Here is an 18,639-nt window from a genome sequence, read left to right as displayed (position 1 = left end):
GGCAGTCACCGATCCTTCACCCGGCCCCACCGTTCCCTCCTGCAACGACCTTTTGCCCGCGGCGCCGCCGCCGGTATTCTGCCCACCCTGGAGCACCCTGCATGAAGTGGTTCCACGATCTGCCCATCGCCCGCAAGCTGACTGTGGGATTCACCCTGACCACCCTGATGACCGTCGTGCTGGGTGCGTTCGCCCTGGTCCGCCTGTCCGAAGCCAACGCCAAGCTGACCTCGATGGCGACCAACGACATTCCATCGGTGCAGTACCTCGGTGAAGTGCGCTCGCAGCTGGGTGAGTTCCGCACCTATGAACTGGCCCAGATCAGCATGCTGGACCAGCCGGAGAAAGTGGCCGACTACAACAAGCGCATGAACGACACCGCTGCAGTGGTGCGCGAGCAGCTGGCGGCCTATGCCAAGCTGCCGTCCGGCGACAAGGAGCGCACGCTGTACCAGGCCGTGCAGGCTGACGTCGATGGCTACTTCGCCGCCAATACCAAGCTGCGCGAAGCGGCCACCGCCGGTGATGGCGAAGCGGCCCGGCAGATTTCCGATGAACAGTCGCGCCCTCTGCGCCGCAAAGCCTTCGAAGACCTGAAGGCGCTGGGTGCGCTGCTGGGAACCCAGATGCAGGGCAAGATCGACGACGCCAACGCGACCCACCGCAACAGCATGCTGGCCATCATCGCCGCCATCGTGCTGCTGGTCGTGGTCGCCGCCACCCTGGCCGTGATCATCTCGCGCGCCGTGGTCGGCCCGCTGGGCAAGGCCGTGCACGCCATCCAGGCCGTCGCCCGCGGCGATCTCAGCGTCACTACCCAGGCCACCGGCAAGGATGAGGCGGGTCGCATGCTGGCGGCCACCGCGGAGATGACCGCGATGCTGCGTCGCTTCTCCGAGCAGACCCAGCTGATGGCACAGATGCATGCCGGCCCCGATATCAGCCACCGCATTCCGGAAGACTTCCCGGGCGTCTATGGCCAGCTCGCCGGCGGCATCAACACGGTGATCTTCGAACACCTCGATGCGATCCGTGATGCCATCGACGTGCTCAACCAGTACGCCACCGGCAACCTCGCCCCCGATGCGCGCCGGTTGCCGGGCAGCCGCGCGATCCTGCACGAATCGATGGATGCGGCCAAGGCCAGCCTGCTGGCCATCAACACGCAGATCCAGCAGCTGGCATCGGCCGCCGCCGCCGGCGACTTCAGCCAGCGCGGCGATGCGCAGCGCTTCGATCACGATTTCCGCGTGATGATCGAGCAGCTCAACAGCATGATGGAGGTCGCCGACGGCAATCTTGGCCAGCTGTCGCAGCTGCTGCAGTCCATCGCCGCGGGCGACCTGACCGCACGCATGGACGGCCAGTTCCACGGCGTGTTCGCCCGCATGCGTGACGATGCCAACACCACCGTCGCCCAGTTGACCCAGATCGTCAGCCAGATCCAGGCCAGCACCTCGAGCATCACCCTGGCCTCGGGCGAAATCGCCTCCGGCAACAGCGACCTGTCGCGCCGTACCGAACAGCAGGCCGCCAATCTGGAAGAAACCGCCGCCTCGATGGAGGAACTGACCTCCACCGTGCGCCAGAACGCCGAACATGCGCGCCAGGCCAACCAGCTCGCCATCGGTGCGCACGGCGTGGCCTCGCAGGGCGGTGAAGTGGTCGGCCAGGTGGTCACCACCATGTCGGCCATCGAAGCCTCCTCGAAGAAGATCGCCGAGATCATCTCGGTCATCGATGGCATCGCCTTCCAGACCAACATCCTGGCGCTGAATGCCGCAGTGGAAGCGGCCCGTGCCGGCGAACAGGGCCGTGGCTTTGCCGTGGTCGCCAGCGAAGTGCGTACCCTCGCCCAGCGCTCGGCCGCCGCCGCCAAGGAGATCAAGGGGCTGATCGACGAATCGGTCGGCAAGGTCGCCGAGGGTTCCAGCCTGGTCCACCAGGCCGGCAGCACCATGGGCGAGATCGTCGCGTCGGTGCAGCGCGTGACCGACATCATGGCCGAGATCTCCGCCGCCTCGCAGGAACAGTCGGCCGGCATCGAGCAGGTCAACCAGACCGTGGTGCAGATGGACGAAACCACCCAGCAGAACGCCGCGCTGGTGGAAGAAGCCACCGCCGCAGCGCGGGCGATGGAAGACCAGGCCGCACAGCTGGGCGAGGCCGTCGCACGCTTCCGCCTGGCCGCACCGAGCGCGGGCAATGCGATACCGCGCGCAGCCATGGCCGTGGCCAGCAGTGCTCCGCGCAGGGCGGCGCCCGCATCCATCGCCGCACCTGCGCGCGTGCGCAAGCCCGTTGCGCAGCCGGCCCTGGCCGGTGACGGCGACTGGCAGGAGTTCTGATCGCAGCATCGGGGTGGCCGCGCGCCACCCCGTCAGCGGAAAGGCAGCGCCGGGCCATGCCCGGCCCGGGCACCACGCTTGCCCGACCGCCGCGGGCATGGCACAACGGAGCAAACGAGTGCGTTCGGTGCTACATAAATCCGCAACGCAGCCGATACCTCTTTCGAGCCACGCGCCCAAACGCGTCGGCGCCCGCCCCTGACCACAGATTCCATGTCCGACGGCCACGACACTGCACTGCCCGAAGTCCATGCGGCCGATGCCGCGGATGATCGCTTTCTGGTCCGCAACCCCCGCCAGGTGCGGCAGCTGCTGCGTTCACTGATCGACCAGCGATCACTGATCAACGCCCATATCGACGGCCGCGATCGATCCTTCCCCACCGCCCTGCTTGAACTGGACGACGACGAGGATTTCCTGCTGCTCGATGGCAGCCCGCAGGAGGCCTCCAACCGCGCCGCCGAACAGTCCGACCACCTGCTCTGCTTCGCCCAGCTGGAACGGGTACTGGTGCGCTTCCGCCTGCATGACCTGCAGCGCGTGGACAACGAGGGCCATGTGGCGTTCCGTGCACCGCTGCCCGATGAACTGGTGCACCTGCAGCGGCGCGAACTGTACCGGCTGGAGACCCCCATCACCGACTCACCGCAATTGCTGCTGCCACCGGGCGAGGCCCGCGCCGAAGCCTTGTCGATGCGGGTGGTGGACATCAGTGGCGGCGGCCTGGCGGTAACCGTGCCCACCGACTGCGCCATCTTCAGCCTGCAGCAGCGCTACCGGGCGCAGCTGTCGATGCCCGATGGCCCGGACCTGCAGATCGAACTGGTGGTCTGCAACCTGCTGCCGCAACGCCTGCCCAACGGCACCGAGGTCAAGCGCGTCGGCATGCGCTTCGACGACCTGCCGCGCGGCGGCGACAGCGCCATCCAGCGCTACATCTTCCGCATCGACCGCCAGCGCAAGGCACGCCGCAACGGCGAGCTCTGACACCCCCACGGCGGGTAGTGCCGGCCGCTGGCCGGCAACCTCGAAACCGCGTGGATGCAGGAGCCGGCGGATCCACGCCATCCGTGGATGCGGGAGCCAGTAGATCCACGCCATGCGTGGATGCAGGAATCGCCGGCCAACGGCCGGCACCACCCCTCCCCAGTAGATCCACGCCATCCCTCCCCGGTAGATCCACGCCATGCGTGGATGCATGCCTCCCCGGTAGATCCACGCCATGCGTGGATGCAGGAACTGCCGGCCAGCGGCCGGCACTACCAGATGCCTAAAGTCCCCCACCCAGGGGCCGATATCGAGCCTGACACCGGCACTTCCGGCAGAACCAGGACCCCTCGATGAACGACAAGAACAGCTCCGCCGCCGGCGCCGATGGCGAATTCCTCAGCTTCACCCTCGGTGCCGAGCACTACGGCGTGGACATCCTCAAGGTGCAGGAAATCCGCGGCTACGACGCCGTCACCCGCGTCCCCGATGCCCCGGACTACATCAAGGGCGTGATCAACCTGCGCGGCACCATCGTGCCGGTGATCGACCTGCGCCTGAAGCTGCGCCTGGAAGACGCCCGCTACGACGCCTTCACCGTGATGATCGTGCTCAACGTGGAAGACCGCGTGGTCGGCATCGTGGTCGACAGCGTCTCCGACGTGATCCCGCTGTCGGCCGAGCAGATCCGCCCGACCCCGGAATTCGGCGCCGCCGTCGACACCCGCTTCATCTCCGGCATCGGCACCCACGACGACCGCATGCTGATCCTGCTGGATATCGAAACCCTGCTGGACAGCGCCGACATGGGTCAGACCAACGTCGTCGAAGACGCTGCCGCCTGAGCAAACGGACCTTTTTCACGTTTCTGTTACGCAGCCCTTCAGTTCCCCTCATCCACGCCGATAGGGGGACAGAAGCCGGTCGCGCAGGAACGCGCCAAGGCCGGATCCACCATCACCATCCCCGGAGAATCACCCCGATGAAGTCCCTGCTTGCGTTCGTTTCGGCTGCCGTCCTGGCCACCACCGCTTCCTCCGCCTTCGCGCAGTCGGCCGAGATGATTCCGCCGGAGATGGCACCGCGCGCCGTCGGCAAGGACGGCATGGTCTGCGGCAAGGTCGAAAAGGCCCGCTTCGCAGAAGGTTCCGAAGGCCAGCCGACCTTCCTGTACATGGGCGGCGCCTTCCCGCGCCACACCTTCTCGGCACGCATCGCCGGCGAGAACCGCGGCAAGTTCTCCTTCCCGCTGGAAACCCTGGAAGGCAAGACCGTGTGCGTGATCGGCAAGATCCAGCGCGACGCCTCGCGCGCGGAAATCGAAGTCAGCTCGCCGTCCAGCCTGAAGCTGGCCAACATCAAGTAATCCGCTGTCCGTCAGACCGCGCCGGCCAGCGTGCCGGCGTGGCTGTTGCAACCGGGCCCCGCGCCCGGCCGCGTCTGCCTTAGGAGATCGCAACGCCCATGCCGTGGATCAACAACCTGAAACTGATGCCGAAGCTCATGCTGACCTTCGGTGTCCTCTTGCTGGTGATGCTGCTGCAGGGCATCGTCGCCTACCGTGGCCTGCATTCGCTGAACAACGTGACCACCGAACTGGCTGGTTCACGCATGGAGAGCATCCGCATGGCCGGCGAGATGCGCGGCATGCTCGGCGAGTACCGCAACAGCGCCTACCAGCAGCTGATCCGCGCCAGCGACGACGTCAAGGCCGACGCCCGCAAGCAGGCCGTCGAACTGCGCACCAGCATGGACAAGTCGATCAAGGACTATCCGAAGCTGGTCGACAACGCACAGCAGAAGAAGCTGTTCGACACCTTCGCCAAGGACTGGAAGGACGCGCTGGCCTCCTATGACAGCGTCACCGAAATGCTGGAGCTGGACCTGCCCGACGATGCGATCGATACCTTCGTCGGCGAGACCCGCACCAAACACCGCAAGGCCGGCGCCGCGCTTGAAGCGCTGATCGCCGAAGATAACCGCCTCGCCCGCGCCTCGCGCGACGAAGCCGCCTCCACCTACTCCGCCTCGGCCGTGCTGACCGTCATCGCCCTGCTCGGCGGCGCCGCGCTCGGCCTGGTGCTGGTGTGGCTATTCGCCCGTGCCCTGGTCGGCAGCGTGCGTGGCGCCGTCTCGGTGGCCAACGACGTCGCCGGTGGCAAGCTCGATGGTCACATCGATGTCAGCCGCCAGGACGAAGTGGGCGAACTGATGCAGGCCATGCAGCGCATGCAGCGCGACCTGCGCGAGCGCACCGAAACCGACCAGGCCATCGCCCGCGAGAACCTGCGCATCCGCACCGCGCTGGATTACAGCTCGACCGGCGTCTACCTCACCGACCCCAACAACACCATCGTCTACAGCAACCGCGCCCTGCAGCAGACCCTGGCCCAGTACCAGGACGAGCTGCGCCGCGACCTGCCCGACTTCGACGTCCACGCCTCGCTGGTCGGCAAGCCGGTCACCGTGCTTGAACACCGCGGCGAGATGGACAACACCCTGCTGGCCAACCTCAAGCAGCATGGCGTTGCCCGCCGCCCAATGCAGTACGGCGATGCCCAGTTCGCCCAGGTCGTGTCGACCATCCGCAACGAAGACGGCGACACCGTCGGCTACGTGGTGGAATGGCGCGACCGCACCCAGGAAGCGCAGGTCGAGGCGGAAGTGGCACGGGTGATCGCCCAGGCCGCTGCCGGCGACCTGTCCGGCCGCATCGATGCCAACGACAAGGAAGGCTTCTTCCTGCAGCTGGCCCAGCAGATCAACGGCCTGCTGGACGCCAACTCGGGCAGCATCGAACAGATTTCCGGCCTGCTCGCCGCACTGTCGCAGGGTGACCTGACCGTGCGCATGCACGGCGACTACCAGGGCGTGTTCGCCCGCATGCGCGACGATGCCAATGCCACCGCCGCGCAGCTGAGCGAGATCGTCACCCGCATCAAGCAGTCCAGCCGTGCGATCAGCTCGGCCGCCGGTGAAATTGCCTCCGGCAACAGCGACCTGTCGCGCCGCACCGAACAGCAGGCCGCGAACCTGGAAGAAACCGCCGCCTCGATGGAGGAGCTGACTTCCACCGTGCGCCAGAATGCTGAGCACGCACGCCAGGCCAACCAGCTCGCCATCGGCGCGCACGGCGTGGCATCGCAGGGCGGCGAAGTGGTCGGCCAGGTGGTCACCACCATGTCGGCCATCCAGGCCTCGTCGAAGAAGATCGCGGAAATCATCTCGGTCATCGACGGCATTGCTTTCCAGACCAACATCCTGGCGCTGAACGCCGCGGTGGAAGCGGCCCGTGCCGGCGAACAGGGCCGTGGTTTCGCCGTGGTCGCCAGCGAAGTCCGTACCCTCGCCCAGCGCTCGGCCGCCGCCGCCAAGGAAATCAAGGGCCTGATCGACGACTCGGTCGGCAAGGTCAACGACGGCTCGGCACTGGTGCACAAGGCCGGTGCCACCATGGGCGAAATTGTTGCCTCGGTGCAGCGCGTGACCGACATCATGTCCGAGATCTCTGCTGCCTCGCAGGAGCAGAGCGCCGGCATCGAACAGGTCAACCAGACCGTGGTGCAGATGGACGAAACCACCCAGCAGAACGCCGCGCTGGTGGAAGAAGCCACCGCCGCCGCACGTGCGATGGAAGAACAGGCGGGCCACCTCAGCGAGGCGGTCTCGATCTTCGTGGTCGACGAAGCCGAAGCCGTGGTCGCCACGCGCGCACCGGCACCGCGCGCGTCTGCACCGGCAGCCCTGGCTCCGGCAGCGGCGGCACCCCCGGCCCGCCGCAGCACCGGCGGCCGATCCATGGCCACCGAACTGGCTGATGGAGACTGGCAGGAATTCTGATTCCTGCCTGACCTGAGGCACGAAAACGCCCCGGCCCTGCGCTGGGGCGTTTTCTTTTGCGGCCTCGCCAGGTGTTGTCCAGCCAACGGCGCAGTGCTTCCGGGGTCAGATCCGTTTTCCTGCGGAAAACGGATCTGACCCCTCTCTCCAATTGGAAACTCAAGCACTTGCCGTCCGACACCGGGATGTCAGATGAGTCGTGCGGGGATGGGCTGGCGGGACCGTTGGCGCCATGGATGGCGCCATCGAGCCCCCATGGACGGGTTTACGGCGTGTCCCGCCAGCCCATCCCCGCACGGCTCCCCCTCAACATTGCAGAGCCGACCATCCGCAGTTGCTGTTGCTCTCCCTCCAAAAAGCCTGCCGCAGGCAGCGCCGCAGCCGCCGCTGCAAACGAACCTGAATACGTTCGAACAGCCCACCTCAATCCCCCGCCCCCGCGGCCGATAACGGTCATGTCACCGCTGCTCCCGATCAGCACCGGCGCCTCCACCCACCACCACCCGGGTACTGCTCGATGAATCTCCTGCATCGCTGGCAACACTACTTCAGCAATCTCTCCGTCCGACGCAAGCTCAATCTGCTCACGCTGCTGATCGCACTCGGCGTGATCGCGCTCTCGGTGATCGCTGCCCGCATGCAGTACCTGGACCTCAATGAAACCCGCAAGTCGTCGTTGAAGACCCAGGTTGAACTGACCTACGGCATCCTCGACCACTACCACGGGCTGGCCGCCAGCGGCGAACTCACCGAGCCCGCCGCCCGCCAGGCCGCGCTCGATGCGCTGGCGCGCATGCGCGCCGACAGCGATACGTATTACTACAGCGTCTACGACACGAACTACCGCGTGTTGATGCATCCGTTCCGCAAGGACCTGATCGGCAAGGACATGAAGGACTTCCGCTCCGAGGACGGCGTGCAGCTGTTCCACGACCTGGTGGAAGTGGCTCGCAAGGGCGGCGGGGTGGTCTCCTACAAGTGGGCCAAGGCCAACAGCGAGGGCCTGTACGACAAGGCGTCCTACGCCGGCCTGTTCAAGCCCTGGAACTGGGTGGTCAGCAGCGGCGTATACATGGATGACGTGCAGCAGCAGGCACTGGTCTTCACCGCCATCATGACCCTGGCCGGCGGCGTACTGGTGCTGATCGTGCTGGCATTGAGCTGGGTCATCGGCAACCGCATCGCACGCCCGCTGAAGCAGGCCACCGCCGTGGCCGAAGGCATTGCCGGCGGCAAGCTGGACAGCCACATCGGCCCGCAGCCGCATGACGAAACCGGTCGCCTGCTCGAAGCCATGTCGCGCATGCAGCAGCAGCTGCACGCGGTCATCAGCGGCCAGCGCGAGATGGCGCGCCGCCACGATGGCGGTGAACTCAGCTACCGCATCGACGCCAGCAGCTTCCCCGGCGAATACGGACTGATGGTGCAGGAAACCAACGTCCTGGTCGGCAGCCACGTGCAGACCCTGCACGATGTACTGAACGTCGTGCAGCAGTACGCCGTGGGCGACCTCAGCAGCGACATCGCGCGCTATCCGGGCGAAAAGGCGGCGATGACCACCACCGTCGACACGGTCAAGGCCAACCTCGGCCGCATCAACGCCGAGATCAAGCAACTGGCCAGTGCCGCCGCCGCGGGCGACTTCAGCCAGCGCGGCGATGCACAGCGCTTCGATCACGATTTCCGCACCATGCTGGAAAACCTCAATGCCATGATGGCAGTCAGCGATGACAACCTCGGCAAGCTCTCGCAGCTGCTGTCGTCCATTGCCGACGGCGACCTGACGGCACGCATGCACGGTGACTACCAGGGCGTGTTCGCCCGCATGCGCGACGATGCAAACGCCACGGTCAGCCAGCTGACCCAGATCGTCGGCCAGATCCAGGCCAGTGCCTCCAGCATCACCCTGTCTGCCGGCGAAATCGCGTCGGGCAACAGCGATCTGTCGCGCCGTACCGAGCAGCAGGCCGCCAATCTGGAAGAAACCGCCGCCTCGATGGAGGAACTGACCTCTACCGTGCGCCAGAACGCCGAACACGCGCGCCAGGCCAACCAGCTCGCCATCGGTGCGCACGGCGTGGCCTCGCAGGGCGGTGAAGTGGTCGGCCAGGTGGTCACCACCATGTCGGCCATCGAAGCCTCCTCGAAGAAGATCGCCGAGATCATCTCGGTCATCGATGGCATCGCCTTCCAGACCAACATCCTGGCGCTGAATGCCGCAGTCGAAGCGGCCCGTGCCGGCGAACAGGGCCGTGGCTTCGCCGTGGTCGCCAGCGAAGTGCGTACCCTCGCCCAGCGCTCGGCCGCCGCCGCCAAGGAGATCAAGGGGCTGATCGACGACTCGGTCGGCAAGGTCGCCGAGGGTTCCAGCCTGGTCCACCAGGCCGGCAGCACCATGGGCGAGATCGTCGCCTCGGTGCAGCGCGTGACCGACATCATGGCCGAGATCTCCGCCGCCTCGCAGGAACAGTCCGCCGGCATCGAGCAGGTCAACCAGACCGTGGTGCAGATGGACGAAACCACCCAGCAGAACGCCGCGCTGGTGGAAGAAGCCACCGCCGCCGCGCGGGCGATGGAAGACCAGGCCGCACAGCTGGCCGACGCCGTGGCGATCTTCCGCCTCGACAACCAGGTCGCTGTCGCAGTGAAGGCGGTGACCGCCAAGGTCGCGCCGAAGGCTGCCAGCCCTGCGCCTTCGCGACCGTTGTCGACGCCCGCACCGATCCGCCGTACCCACTCCAGCACCGTCGTCTCCAACGACGGCGACTGGCAGGAATTCTGATCCTCGCGGCGGCTCCGGCCGCCGCCCCGCCGATGGACACGTCACCCGTGCAGAGCCCTACCCCCATCGTCAGCGGTACGCGCGAATTCGAATTCGCCGACCGTGATTTCCGCCGCGTCTGCGACCTGATCTACCAGCGCGTGGGCATCGCCCTCGCCCCGGCCAAGCGCGACATGGTGTACGGACGCCTGTCGCGCCGGCTGCGCACGCTGGGCATGCGCAGCTTCCAGCAGTACCTGGACCACCTGGAACAGGGTGATGGCGACGAGTGGCAGGCATTCACCAATGCGCTGACCACCAACCTCACTGCGTTCTTCCGCGAGCCGCACCATTTCGACAAGCTGCGCGAAGAGCTGCAGCAGCGCAACGGGCGCGGTCCGCTGCTGTTGTGGTCGTGCGCCGCCTCCACCGGCGAAGAGCCCTACTCGATGGCGATCACCGCCTGCGAAGCGTTCGGCACCCTGAAGCCGCCGGTACGCATCGTCGCCACCGACGTCGACACCCAGGTGCTGGCCACCGCCGGGCGCGGCGTCTACAACATCGACCGTGTCGCCGGCCTCGATCCGGACCTGCGTCGCCGCTATTTCCAGCGTGGCAGTGGTCCCAACGAAGGCCAGTGCCGCGTGCTGCCGGCGCTGCGCGAACTGATCGAATTCCGCCCGTTGAACCTGCTGGCACCGCGTTACGACGTCGGCGGCCCGTTCGATGCGCTGTTCTGCCGCAACGTGATGATCTACTTCGACAAGCCGACCCAGCGCGCGATTCTTGGCCGCCTGGTCAACCACCTGGCCGACGACGGCCTGCTCTATACCGGCCATTCGGAGAACTACCTGCACGCTGCCGATCTGATCCAACCCTGCGGCCGTACCCTGTACCGTCGTGCGGCAAAGGCCAGCGCATGAACGCATCACTGCGTACCGACGATGTGATGCGCTACCAGGACGCACGCTTCAAGACCATCGCCGCCAAGCTGCTGCCAACCCAGTACCTGGTGGTGGATGACACCACCGCGCTGACCACTACGCTGGGCTCCTGCGTGGCGGCTTGCCTGCGCGACCCGGTACTGAAGATCGGCGGCATGAACCACTTCCTGCTGCCCGAAGGCAACGCCGGCGACGGCGCGCCCGCACGCTATGGCAGCTATGCGATGGAACTGCTGATCAACGACATGCTCAAGCGCGGCGCCCACCGCAAGCGCATCGAGGCGAAGGTGTTCGGCGGCGCCAACGTGCTGAAGGGCTTCACCAGCAATCCGGTAGGCACCCGCAACGCCGAGTTCGTGCGCCAGTACCTGCAGGCCGAACACATCCCGATCCTCGCCGAGGACCTGTGCGGCATCCATCCGCGCAAGATCTGGTTCTTCGCCGATACCGGCCGCGTGGTTGTGCAGCGCCTGCCACACGCCCACGAAGCCGAAGTCGCCGCGACCGAATCGGCCGTACGCGCACGCCTGTCCAAGGCCCCGGTCACCGGTGGCGTGGAGCTGTTCGAATGACCCTGACCGGCAACGCCCCCTGCCGGGTCCTGATCGTCGACGACTCCGCCGTCGTGCGGCAGATGCTCACCGAGATCCTGTCCAGCGATCCGGCCATCGACGTGGTCGGCACCGCCGCCGACCCGCTGCTGGCCCGCGAGAAGATCAAGCGCCTGGCCCCGGACGTGATCACCCTGGACGTGGAAATGCCACGCATGGATGGCCTGGCGTTCCTGGAAAACCTGATGCGCCTGCACCCGCTGCCGGTGGTGATGATCTCTTCGCTGACCGAACGCGGCGCCGATACCACCCTGCAGGCACTGGGCCTGGGCGCGGTGGACTTCGTGTCCAAGCCCAAGCTCGACGTGGCCCGCGGCCTGCAGGGCTATGCCGATGAAATCATCGCCAAGGTAAAGATGGCTGCGCGTTCCCGGGTGCGCCCGCTGGTACGCGTGGCCACGCCGAAACTCACGCTGGACGCAGCACCTGCCGCGCGCCCGGCAGCAACGCAGTTCCGCACCACCGACCGCCTGATCGCCATCGGCTCGTCGGCTGGCGGTACCGAAGCATTGCGCGTGGTGCTGGAAGGCATGCCCGCCGACGGTCCGGCCGTGGTGATGACCCAGCACCTGCCCGCCAGCTTCAGCACCGCCTTCGCCGAACGACTGGACCGTCACTCGGCAATGGCCGTGCGCGAAGCCAGCGACGGTGAAGCGGTGCTGCCCGGCCACGCCTACCTGCCTCCGGGCGGCAAGCACCTGCGGATCATCCGCGACGGTGCGCGCTGGCGCTGCCGTGTCGACGATGGTCCTGCGGTGAACCGGCACAAGCCGGCGGTGGACGTGCTGTTCCGCTCGGTGGCACAGAGCGCGGGCGGCAACGCCATCGGCGCGATCCTCACCGGCATGGGCGACGACGGCGCACGCGGCCTGCTGGAAATGCGCCAGGCCGGCGCGCCCACACTGGTGCAGGACGAGGCGACCAGCGTGGTCTGGGGCATGCCCGGTGCAGCCTTCAAGCTCGGCGCCGCCGAAGAACAGGTGCCGCTGGAGCGCATTGCCGAGCGGCTGCTCGCGTTGGCCCGCGGCTGACCGACCACAGCGCCGCAGTGCTTCATCCCGTCTTTCAAACGCCGGCCCCGGAGGGGCCAGCTGTTTCGTTCTTCAAGGAGCTTCACCATGGCCCAGCGCCGCTTCCCCACCCGAACCTCGCTGCTGACTGCCGCGCTACTGGCCCCGCTGGCGGCCACGTCTGCCGCACAATCAGCACCGCCGCACACAACACCCGTCGCTGCCACCGCTACCACCACCGACCACCCTGCCCCCTGGACTGATCGCGTACAGATCCAGAGCGGTCCGGCCGGCGCGCTGAAGCGTATGCACGCACCCGACGTGGCGCTGCGCATCGTCACTCCCGATGACAGCGAGGCGCTCACGCCTAAGGGGCTCGCGCTTCTCTTCAGCGGCAACGAGCCGGACTACTTCCAGCGCAACAACCTGCCCGGCAGCATCATCGAAGGACAAGCCAGTCCCGCCATCACGCTGATGCCAAACGTGGCCAAGGCGCTGGTGGGCGGCTACTTCCGCTATGCACCCGACGCGCTGCCCGCGCAGGCCAGTACCCTGCGCTTCAGTGCAGACACGTGGGCACTGGTGCACCAGGGCAACACGCGCAAGGATCCCCTCTACCGCCTCAACCACTCCAGCACCATCGAGCAGCGGCGTGCCGACGGTACGCTGGCGGAAATCATCAGCTGCAATGACAGCGACAACCGCGCAACCCTGGAAGCATGGCAGGCCGATGATTACGCGCGGCTCAAGGGGGCCGCGCAGATGATCACGATGAAATGCATCGAGAAGCTGGTCAAGAGGATCCCCGCGATGTATCCGCGCCCGTTGGCCGCTGAAGATGTCAGCGCCTACGCTGACGGCGCCGCTCCCCCGGCACGGGTGCGCGTCTACGCAGCCCTGGGGCGCACCACCACCCTGTACACCGATGCCGCCTGCCGCGAGGATTACCGCGACAGGATCGACGTCAAGTACAACAACGCCGGCGACAAAGGCGTGCTCGGCATCCCCGTCACGGAAACCCTGCGCAGCAAAGAGAACGAGCGGTTTTCCACGCTCAGCTACCAGGAATACGAAGTACCCGGTGGCAAGCCGCTGATCTTCGAGGCACGCTTCGACGCAAGCAGTCGCGTGTACTGCGACGGCAAGCTGTCGGGCCAGTTCGTGGCCGGGCCCGGCCAGGATTACGAAGTGGAATTTGAAGTGGCCGACAAGATCTGTCGGCTGCATATCCGCCAGGTGCATGCCGACGGCAGCATGACACCGCAGCAGTCACGGGCGACCCCCACGATCTGTGAGGGCACCCGCGCGCCGGTCCGCATCGAGCCACGCCAGGACATGCAGGTGCTGCTGTTCAGCCCCGGCGAGCTGCAGATCCAGGATGCCAACCAGAGCAGCGCGCCGAAGCAGCTGAGTGACGATACGGGCAGCAGCGAGGCACTGCAGCAGATGCTGCAGCAGGCCAGTAGCAAGCCCGGCACGCGCCTGTGCGTGGTGGTACCGGCCGCGGATTACAGCAGCGTCCTGCACGATGCCGTGCGCGAACGCGTGCTGGATGCGCCGCAGGTGTTGCCCAGTCTGTGGGAGGAGACGTCCACGGTGAACCAGCGCCGCAATGCCGCCGCCGATGCTCCGGTCGACATCGCCGCCGCGGTCACGCGCTGCAAGGCTTTCCCGATCAAGGAATTCGCGGCGCAGTGAGTTGCAGCGCGCGCACCCATCACGTTTCCCCAAGGAGTACCACCGTGGCATTACGCCCAGCCTGCCTCACCGCCGCGATCGCGGCCAGCCTGCTGCTGGCTCCGTCGGCCTACGCCGTCGACGAAGCACCCACGCCTGTCGCCGCCTCTGCGGTCACGTCCGGGGCATCACCCGATCCGGCAACGGACGCCACGCCCGTAACCGATATCGCCGAGGCCGCACCGGCAGCTGCGGCCGTCGCCGGACCAGCCGTCGGGGACGTCACAGTGGCTGTGGCCCCCGCACTGGATCTCAGCAGCCTGCAACGAGTAAAGGTCACTTCCGGCTTGGGCGTCGGGCCCAACGGCAATCGCGTGGGCGACCATGTGCTGCGCCTGGTGATGCGCGGTGACACCGCCGCCGTCACCGCAGCCAAGGTCGGTCTGTCTGCCTTGGCGTTCGTCACCGGCGTGGGTGACATCGGCACCAGCAACAGCTTCAGCAAGAACAACGTGCGCGGCGAGGACATCCAGTCCGTTCCCAGCCCGGCCTTCGGCGCGTTGCCCGGCATGATCCGCGAGCAGCTGGCGCTCTATTTCACGGCCCATCCCGGCGCCATTCCCAGTGACGAGCGCACCGTGGAAGCCAGCGCCGGCCAGTGGTCTCTGGTGTACCAGAAGCTCAGCGACGCAGAGACCCCGTATGAGCTGCGCCACGATGTAACCATCGGCTTCCCGCTGGTGCGCAAGCTGTTCCGCAGCGCCAGTGGCGGCCAGGGCGTGCACTGCCAGGACGAAGCGCGGGTTGCTCCGCTGCAGGAATGGCAGGCCGACGACTACGCCAAGGCGAAAGCTGCATCGCGTGAGTTCGCCGAAGCCTGCATCGTCCGCTTCGTCGCCGAGCTGCCGCGCCTGTTCCCCGACCACGGTGCGTTGCCGGAAACGGCCGCGGAACCGGAGCTGCCGATGGACACGCCAGCGGTGACCGAGGAAGCGGCCGCCGCCGCCCAGGCCTGACCCCGGACGGACCTGAATCGCGACTAGTGCCGGCCGCTGGCCGGCAGCGCTCTTGACCTCGCACGGCTGCCGGCCAGCGGCCGGCACTACCAGGCATCATCGGCACCACAAAAAACCCCCGGCTCTCACCGGGGGTTCTTCGTTTCAACGGGCTGCCGGCCAGCGGCCGGCACTACCCTCAGGCAGCGACCGTGTTGGCCACGTCCTGGTATTCCTCGATCTGGTCGAAGTTCATGTAACGGTAGATCTCGCTGCCGCTGGCGGCGATCACACCGATATCGGCCATGTACTCTTCCTTGGTCGGAATGCGGCCCAGGCGCGAGCAGATTGCCGCCAGTTCCGCCGAACCCAGGTACACGTTGGTGTTGCGGCCCAGGCGGTTCGGGAAGTTGCGGGTCGAGGTCGACATCGCGGTGGAGCCTTCGCGGATCTGCGCCTGGTTGCCCATGCACAGCGAGCAGCCCGGCATTTCCATGCGTGCGCCGGTCGCGCCGAAGGTGCCGTACACGCCTTCCTTGGTCAGCTCGGACGCATCCATCTTGGTCGGCGGGGCCACCCACAGGCGGGTCGGCAGGTCACGCTTGCCTTCCAGCAGCTTCGCAGCCGCACGGAAGTGACCGATGTTGGTCATGCACGAACCGATGAACACTTCGTCGATCTTGGCGCCAGCGACTTCGGACAGGGTCTTCACGTCGTCCGGGTCGTTCGGGCAGGCCACGATCGGCTCGTGGATGTCGGCCAGGTCGATCTCGATGACGGCGGCGTACTCGGCGTCGGCATCCGGCTCCAGCAGCTCCGGGTTGGCCAGCCACGCTTCCATCTTCTCGATACGGCGCTGCAGCGAGCGCGGATCCTGGTAACCCTCGGCGATCATCCACTTCAGCAGCGTGATGTTGCTGGTCAGGTACTCGATGATCGGTTCCTTGTTCAGGCGCACCGAGCAGCCGGCCGCCGAACGCTCGGCCGAGGCATCGGACAGTTCGAAAGCCTGTTCGACCTTCAGTTCCGGCAGGCCTTCGATTTCCAGGATGCGTCCGGAGAAGATGTTCTTCTTGCCAGCCTTGGCCACGGTCAGCAGGCCCGACTTGATCGCGTACAGCGGGATCGCGTTGACCAGGTCACGCAGGGTCACGCCCGGCTGCATCTTGCCCTTGAAGCGCACCAGCACCGACTCCGGCATGTCCAGCGGCATCACGCCGGTGGCAGCGGCGAAGGCGACCAGGCCCGAGCCGGCCGGGAACGAAATGCCCACCGGGAAACGGGTGTGCGAGTCGCCACCGGTGCCGACGGTGTCCGGCAGCAGCATGCGGTTGAGCCAGCTGTGGATCACGCCATCGCCCGGACGCAGCGAGACGCCGCCGCGGGTGGAGATGAATTCCGGCAGGGTGTGGTGGGTCTTGACGTCCACCGGCTTCGGGTAGGCCGCGGTGTGGCAGAACGACTGCATCACCAGGTCGGCCGAGAAGCCCAGGCAGGCCAGGTCCTTCAGCTCGTCGCGGGTCATCGGGCCGGTGGTGTCCTGCGAGCCCACCGAGGTCATCTTCGGTTCGCAGTAGGTGCCCGGGCGCATGCCCTGGCCTTCCGGCAGGCCACAGGCACGGCCAACCATCTTCTGCGCCAGCGAGAAGCCCTTGCCGGTGTCGGCCGGCTGCACCGGCAGGCGGAACAGGTCGGTCGGGGCCAGGCCCAGCGCTTCACGCGCCTTGCCGGTCAGGCCACGGCCGATGATCAGCGGAATGCGGCCACCGGCGCGCACTTCGTCGAACAGCACTTCGGACTTGACCTGGAACTCGGCGATCACTTCGCCGTTCTTCAGCGCCTTGCCATCGTACGGACGCAGCTCGACCACATCGCCGTGCTCCATCTTCGACACGTCCAGCTCGATCGGCAGCGCGCCGGCGTCTTCCATGGTGTTGTAGAAGATCGGGGCGATCTTCGAACCCAGGCAGACGCCACCGGCGCGCTTGTTCGGGATGTACGGAATGTCATCGCCGGTCCACCACAGCACGCTGTTGGTGGCCGACTTGCGCGAGGAACCGGTGCCGACCACGTCGCCGACATAGGCGACCAGATGGCCCTTGTCCTTCAGCGACAGGATCTGCTGGATCGGGCCGCGCTTGCCGTCTTCTTCCGGGGTGAACGCGGCGTCGTCACGCTTGTTCTTCAGCATCGCCAGGGCGTGCATCGGAATGTCCGGGCGGGTGGTCGCGTCCGGTGCCGGCGACAGGTCGTCGGTGTTGGTTTCGCCCGGCACCTTGAACACGGTGACGGTCAGGCTCTGCGGCACTTCCGGGTTGCTGGTGAACCACTCGGCATCGGCCCAGCTCTGCATCACGGCCTGGGCGTTGGCGTTGCCCGCCTTGGCCTTTTCCTGCACGTCGTGGAAGGCATCGAACACCAGCAGGGTCTTCTTCAGCGCGTCGGCAGCGATGGCGCCAACGCTGGCATCGTCCAGCAGCTGCACCAGCGGCGCGACGTTGTAACCGCCCAGCATGGTGCCCAGCAGTTCGGTGGCGCGCTCGCGGCTGATCAGCGGGTTCTGCTCGCTGCCCAGTGCGATCGCGGCCAGGTACGAGGCCTTGACCTTGGCAGCGTCATCGACGCCGGCCGGCACGCGGTGGGTCAGCAGGTCGAGCAGGAACTCGGCTTCGCCCTGCGGCGGGTTCTTCAGCAGTTCGATGACATCGGCCGTCTGCTGCGCGGTCAGCGGCAGGGGCGGGATGCCAAGCGCAGCGCGCTCGGCGACGTGGTGGCGGTAGGCTTCCAACATGACAACTCCCGGGTAATGCGTGAGGTGAATAAAAAGTGGGCTCAGGCTTGCGGCACGATCAGCTTCAGGCCCTTGAAGTAGTCGCGATAAAACGTGTCGTTCCAGGTAATCAGGCCATCGCACTGCAGCAGGGCGTGCGCGCCGATCATGAATTCGTCCAGGCCACGGCGCTGGCTGCCGCCGCGCTGGCGATGGCGGCGATGCATCTCACCCGCGCGCAGTGCCGATTTGGCTTCCAGCGCGTTGAAGTGCACGCCCATTTCTTCCAGCGCTTCCAGCACCTCGGCACCGCCGCGCAGGGCGGCGCAGATCTCGGCCAGGGTCGCGCCGCAGACCACCACGCGGCCACCGACCAGGCTCTGCCGCAGGCAGGCTTCCACCGCATCGGCCTGCGGGCCGTTGCTGAGCAGTTCGACCAGTACCGGTGAATCGACGGCGATCATCACCGCTTACTCCTCGTCGCGCAGGTCGCGCACGGCCGCGTCGGCCGATTCGAAGCCGTCCAGCGAGAACTTTCCGCGGGCGCGGGAGATCGCATCGTCCACGCTCTTGCGCAGGATGATCCGGCTGCCTTCCAGCTCCACCTTCAGCAAGGTGCCCTTGGTCAGGCCCAGCGCATCGCGCACTGCCTTGGGCAGGGTGATCTGTCCGCGTTCAGCAACGGTGGCTTCCATG

At 66.7% G+C, this 18,639-nt stretch carries 14 protein-coding genes; 11 read left to right on the top strand and 3 right to left on the bottom strand.

The annotated features are described in order from the left end of the window. Positions 1–101: 101 nt before the first annotated feature. The 11 genes from LC407_RS06390 to LC407_RS06340 all read left to right on the top strand — a co-directional run bounded on the left by LC407_RS06390 (position 102) and on the right by LC407_RS06340 (position 15,194). Complete coding sequence (locus LC407_RS06390; protein ID WP_223482436.1) at positions 102–2,348, top strand: methyl-accepting chemotaxis protein; 2,247 nt, start codon at positions 102–104, stop codon at positions 2,346–2,348. Between the two features lie 213 nt (positions 2,349–2,561). Then, entirely contained in the window at positions 2,562–3,335 is a 774-nt protein-coding gene (locus LC407_RS06385) for a flagellar brake protein (RefSeq protein WP_025878968.1), read from the top strand. Positions 3,336–3,688: 353 nt separating this feature from the next. Continuing rightward, entirely contained in the window at positions 3,689–4,180 is a 492-nt protein-coding gene (locus tag LC407_RS06380) for a chemotaxis protein CheW (protein ID WP_025878967.1), read from the top strand. A 137-nt stretch (positions 4,181–4,317) separates the two neighbouring features. Continuing rightward, positions 4,318–4,701 carry a hypothetical protein gene (locus tag LC407_RS06375; RefSeq protein WP_025878966.1) on the top strand — a complete coding sequence of 128 codons (384 nt, stop codon included), beginning with the start codon at positions 4,318–4,320 and terminating at the stop codon, positions 4,699–4,701. Between the two features lie 98 nt (positions 4,702–4,799). Continuing rightward, a complete protein-coding gene (locus LC407_RS06370; RefSeq protein ID WP_223482435.1) occupies positions 4,800–7,175 on the top strand; it encodes a methyl-accepting chemotaxis protein in 2,376 nt (791 codons plus the stop codon). 517 nt (positions 7,176–7,692) lie between these two features. Then, entirely contained in the window at positions 7,693–9,957 is a 2,265-nt protein-coding gene (locus tag LC407_RS06365; RefSeq protein ID WP_099842417.1) for a methyl-accepting chemotaxis protein, read from the top strand. A gap of 32 nt (positions 9,958–9,989) precedes the next feature. Continuing rightward, positions 9,990–10,859, top strand: coding sequence for a CheR family methyltransferase (locus LC407_RS06360; protein ID WP_025878963.1), 870 nt, complete (start codon positions 9,990–9,992; stop codon positions 10,857–10,859). Beyond that, positions 10,856–11,452 carry a chemoreceptor glutamine deamidase CheD gene (gene cheD / locus LC407_RS06355; protein WP_025878962.1) on the top strand — a complete coding sequence of 199 codons (597 nt, stop codon included), beginning with the start codon at positions 10,856–10,858 and terminating at the stop codon, positions 11,450–11,452. The genes LC407_RS06360 and cheD overlap by 4 nt, the downstream gene beginning before the upstream one ends. Continuing rightward, positions 11,449–12,522 carry a chemotaxis response regulator protein-glutamate methylesterase gene (locus tag LC407_RS06350; protein WP_099783897.1) on the top strand — a complete coding sequence of 358 codons (1,074 nt, stop codon included), beginning with the start codon at positions 11,449–11,451 and terminating at the stop codon, positions 12,520–12,522. The genes cheD and LC407_RS06350 overlap by 4 nt, the downstream gene beginning before the upstream one ends. An 87-nt stretch (positions 12,523–12,609) precedes the next feature. Next, a complete protein-coding gene (locus LC407_RS06345; RefSeq protein ID WP_223482434.1) occupies positions 12,610–14,199 on the top strand; it encodes a hypothetical protein in 1,590 nt (529 codons plus the stop codon). A 44-nt stretch (positions 14,200–14,243) separates the two neighbouring features. Next, positions 14,244–15,194: a hypothetical protein gene (locus LC407_RS06340; RefSeq protein ID WP_049466029.1), complete on the top strand. Its 951-nt coding sequence runs from the start codon at positions 14,244–14,246 to the stop codon at positions 15,192–15,194. Between the two features lie 178 nt (positions 15,195–15,372). On the opposite strand, the gene acnB is transcribed toward LC407_RS06340, so the two are convergent. From acnB to LC407_RS06325, 3 genes are read right to left on the bottom strand one after another with little or no spacing between them, the layout of a single operon-like run. Continuing rightward, entirely contained in the window at positions 15,373–17,964 is a 2,592-nt protein-coding gene (gene acnB / locus LC407_RS06335) for a bifunctional aconitate hydratase 2/2-methylisocitrate dehydratase (protein WP_105163998.1), read from the bottom strand. Between the two features lie 41 nt (positions 17,965–18,005). Then, entirely contained in the window at positions 18,006–18,407 is a 402-nt protein-coding gene (locus tag LC407_RS06330) for a type II toxin-antitoxin system VapC family toxin (protein WP_049466025.1), read from the bottom strand. A gap of 6 nt (positions 18,408–18,413) precedes the next feature. Further along, positions 18,414–18,638, bottom strand: coding sequence for an AbrB/MazE/SpoVT family DNA-binding domain-containing protein (locus LC407_RS06325; RefSeq protein WP_025878955.1), 225 nt, complete (start codon positions 18,636–18,638; stop codon positions 18,414–18,416). Position 18,639 lies beyond the last annotated feature (1 nt).

It is taken from the genome of Stenotrophomonas sp. OVS01A (assembly GCF_019969775.1).
GTDB classification, from domain to species: domain Bacteria; phylum Pseudomonadota; class Gammaproteobacteria; order Xanthomonadales; family Xanthomonadaceae; genus Stenotrophomonas; species Stenotrophomonas indicatrix.
This window is presented reverse-complemented; position numbering and strand designations above follow the sequence as displayed.